Raw genomic sequence first — 3,618 nt, 5'->3', positions numbered from 1 at the left:
CCCATCCTGGCCGCTCAAAGAGAGACGGCCTCTTGACTCCATTATTTATTTAAACTCCAATCTTGGAAATGTACAGTCACGAACAGTTGTGCCGCACTGTTCAGTGATTTTGCCTGCACACTTTTTGAGATGACACGATGAACCCCGGTATCGACCTCGCGATCAACACAAGTAGCGGCATCCCGATGACTGACCAGCTCGTGTCGGGCATCACGAACCTGATCCGCACGCGCCAGTTGCTGTCGGGCGCGAAGCTGCCGTCCATCCGCGCGCTGGCGGAGAGCCAGCAAATCAGCCGCTTTCCGGTGATCGAGGCGTATGACCGGCTTTCCTCGCTGGGAATGATCGTGCCGAAGCACGGTTCCGGATTTTTTGTCGCCAATCAAATGGGCGGTGACGACGCGGGCGGCGGTTCGGATCCGCGCCTGGCTGAAGAGGAATCGAACCAGATCCTCCAGCAATTCAACTATCCCGGCGAGACGCTGAAACTCAGCAGCGGTTTTGTCCCCGAGGCGTGGCGCGATCTGGAAGGCATCATGCAGACCGCGCGGCAGGTCATGCGCATGGACCCGGCAAGCGTGATCGACTATGCAATGCCGCATGGCGATGCAAACCTGCGTCATCAGATCCAGATGCGCCTGGCGCACGTCGGGGTCGAGGCCGACGTGTCGAACATCATCGTCACGAGCGGGGCAAGCCAGGGACTCGACCTGATCGTGCGGTTCATGCTGAAGCCCGGCGATACCGTGCTGGTCGAAGATCCCGGCTATTACAATCTGTTCGGTTTGCTGAAGCTTCAAGGCGTGAGGATTGTCGGCGTGCCCCGATTGGCGACGGGACCGGATGTCGATTTCGCCGAGCATCTGCTGAAGACGATCAAGCCGAAGCTGTTTTTCATCAACACGGTGTTCCACAACCCGACCGCGACCAACGTCGCGCCGCAAGTCGCATTCAAGTTGCTGCAGCTCGCGCAGCAGCACGACTTCACCATCGTGGAAGACGATATCTACGCCGACTTCCAGGCAACGCCGACGCAACGGCTGGCATCGCTCGACCAGCTGGATCACGTGATTTATCTCGGCGGCTTGTCGAAGACATTGTCATCGTCGCTGCGCATCGGGTATCTGGCTGCGAAGCGCGAACTCGTGAAAGATCTCGTCGATGTCAAAGTGCTCACGAGCCTGGGCGGATCGCGTTTCAGCGAATGCGTGGTGGCGGCGCTGCTCGAGCGCGGGACGTACCGGAAGTATCTCGAGCGGTTGCGCAGAAGGGTGCGCGACGCGTTATCGACGGCCGTGCAGCGGATCGAGGAACACGGCTGGGAAGTCTTCGATGAACCCACCGGCGGCAATTTCATCTGGGCACGCGTGCCGCATATCGACGATTCCATGGTGCTGGTCGAGCAGGCGCTCAAGTTCGGGATCACGCTCGCGCCGGGGAGTTACTATCGGCCGAACGGGGAGTCGTCGGCGTGGGTGCGCATCAACACAGCCCACGCCGATGACCCGCGCGCGCTCAGGTTTTTCGAGCACATGGCGGGCTTTCGGATCAACGGCGGATGAGGCGCTAGATCTTGCCCGCGTGTTGCGCGGTGACGGCGCGTTCTTCGTCGGTGGCGATGCGCGCGACCGGCGCGGGTTCATCGATCCACGCCGTCAACAGGGTCGAGGTCACCGCCAGGATCACCGGTCCTATGAACAACCCGACAATCCCGAACGCGAACATGCCGCCGAGCACGCCGGAGAGGATCAGCAGCATCGACAGATTGACGCCGCGCTTGATCAGCATGGGCCGCAGAAAGTTGTCGAGCATGGCGACCATGACCGACCACACGAGCAGCAGGATGGCGGCGAGTTGCGAGTCGTGCCAGAAGAGGTAAGCCACGCCGCCAAGCAAAGGCAGCAACGGCCCGATCTGCGCAAGACACAACATGAGCATCAACGCAGCCAGGATGCCGGCCGCGGGCACGCCCGCGATCCACAAGCCGATGCCGCCCAAGGTCGATTGCACGACCGCTGTCACGACGATGCCCAACGCCACCGCGCGAATCGCGAGTCCCGCGAGCTTGACCGCCGCGGCGCCGCGCTCGTTGGCAAGCCGCGTGGCAAAGCGTGTGACGAACCGCGCCGCCTGGTCACCCTGGCTATAAAGAATGCCCGAGATGATGATGGTCACGAACATGTGGATCACGAACACGCCGACGATTGCCGCGTGGCCGAGCAGCCAGCGCGCGGCAATGGTCACATAGGGTTCGAGCCGCGCCAGGATGCCGCCCGGACCGGAGTCGGACAACGTCTGCCATTCATGCGCAACGCGATCGCCCGCAAGCGGAATCTCGCTGATCCAGCCGGGCGGCGGCGGTAATGCGTAGTTCGGCAGGCTCTTGATGGCGGCCATGATCTCGCCGCCGTGCAGCGCGAGGGTCGAGATCGCTTTATAGAGCGGCAGAACGATCACGATCCCAAGGATAATGAGCATGATGGCGGTGGCGGCCCATCGGCGATCGCCGACACGGCGCTGCACCGCGAGCATGACCGGCCAGGTCGCGACCACGATGGTCGTAGCCCAGATCAGGCCCGGAATGAATGGCCGAAGGATATAGAGGCTGCCGATCATCAGTCCCGTCAGGATGACGATCACGAGCAGATGCCGCGCGATATCGACTGGCGGGCGCGGCTTTGCTTGTGGGTCCGCTTGTGGGTTCACTTGGTACTCCCGACTAGGATTTGCCAGCATTGTGCCTCAATGCCCTGGCACGACCTTCCCGGTAACGAATTCCGCGATCGTTGCATCGAGCGAATCGGAGCATTGCCTGTGCGGCGAGTGGCCGCCGGCGGGCAACTTTGCGAGCACGGTTTGGGGAGCGTGCAACGGAATGGCATCGATCTGCGCCATTGTTGCGTACTCGTCGTCCTCGGCTTGAGCCGCGAGAAGCGGGCACCTGATAGACGATAAAAGACGCGTGATATTCCAGTCCCTGAACGCGGGGCTCAGCCAGATATCGTTCCATCCATAGAAGGCCGAGTCCACATCCGCGTGATACCGCGCCAGGCGGCTGCGCAAGTCGCCCTGCGTGTACTGAACTCTCGCCTGGCTGATCATCTCCACCGACATCGCTTCGACGAACACATGCGGCGCAATCGCAATAACGCCAGCCAGCGCGTCAGGAAACGCCGCCGCGTAGAGCAGGGCGATGGACCCGCCGTCGCTGTGTCCGATCACCCACATCCGGGCGCGCTCGGCGTGGCCTATGTCAAGAACATCGAGTAATGCCGGGAGCACGTCCTGTGCTTGCGCGTGCAGGAAATCAACCGGCCATTTCGTGCCGGCCTCGCGCGGCGTGGACGCGCCGTATCCGGGCCGCGAATACACCAGTCCGCGAAAGCCAAGTCGATCGCAAAGTGCTTGCGGCCAGTCCTTCCACATTGCAACCGAGCCGAGCCCCTCGTGCAGGAACACGGCGATGGAAGCATCGGTCGAGTTCGCGTTCAGCCATCGATATTCAATGCGCAGCGAATTGCGACCGTTCTCCGCTGGTAAGTCTGCGAAGGAAGGCGATACCAGTTGATCCATGTTTGCGGCGGGTGAGTTAGATGTTCGCGCTTCTGGCGCGAGCGA

3 protein-coding genes are annotated in these 3,618 nt (G+C 61.7%); 1 reads left to right on the top strand and 2 read right to left on the bottom strand.

Annotated features, from left to right (window positions below; all coding sequences use genetic code 11):
• Nucleotides 1-137: 137 nt before the first annotated feature.
• Nucleotides 138-1,562, top strand: coding sequence for an aminotransferase class I/II-fold pyridoxal phosphate-dependent enzyme (locus ACFFAR_RS27945; RefSeq protein ID WP_174365051.1), 1,425 nt, complete (start codon nt 138-140; stop codon nt 1,560-1,562).
• Nucleotides 1,563-1,566: 4 nt separating this feature from the next.
• Here the strand turns inward: ACFFAR_RS27945 and ydiK are convergent, their stop codons facing one another.
• Nucleotides 1,567-2,706, bottom strand: coding sequence for an AI-2E family transporter YdiK (gene ydiK, locus ACFFAR_RS27940; RefSeq protein ID WP_236873435.1), 1,140 nt, complete (start codon nt 2,704-2,706; stop codon nt 1,567-1,569).
• A 36-nt stretch (nt 2,707-2,742) separates the two neighbouring features.
• Nucleotides 2,743-3,573: an alpha/beta fold hydrolase gene (locus ACFFAR_RS27935; RefSeq protein ID WP_375508882.1), complete on the bottom strand. Its 831-nt coding sequence runs from the start codon at nt 3,571-3,573 to the stop codon at nt 2,743-2,745.
• Between the last annotated feature and the right edge of the window lie 45 nt (nt 3,574-3,618).

Origin of the sequence: uncultured Caballeronia sp. (genome assembly GCF_964243625.1) — a bacterium.
Classification (GTDB): domain Bacteria; phylum Pseudomonadota; class Gammaproteobacteria; order Burkholderiales; family Burkholderiaceae; genus Caballeronia.
Note: the sequence above shows the minus strand (reverse complement) of the source record. Positions and strands in the feature narration are given on the sequence as shown.

What these genes read in the sequence shown, in the direction of transcription:
- ACFFAR_RS27945 (WP_174365051.1), top strand. Translation starts at nt 138, where the DNA reads ATGAACCCCGGTATCGACCTCGCGATCAACACAAGTAGCGGCATCCCG.
- ACFFAR_RS27935 (WP_375508882.1), bottom strand. Translation starts at nt 3,573, where the DNA reads ATGGATCAACTGGTATCGCCTTCCTTCGCAGACTTACCAGCGGAGAAC.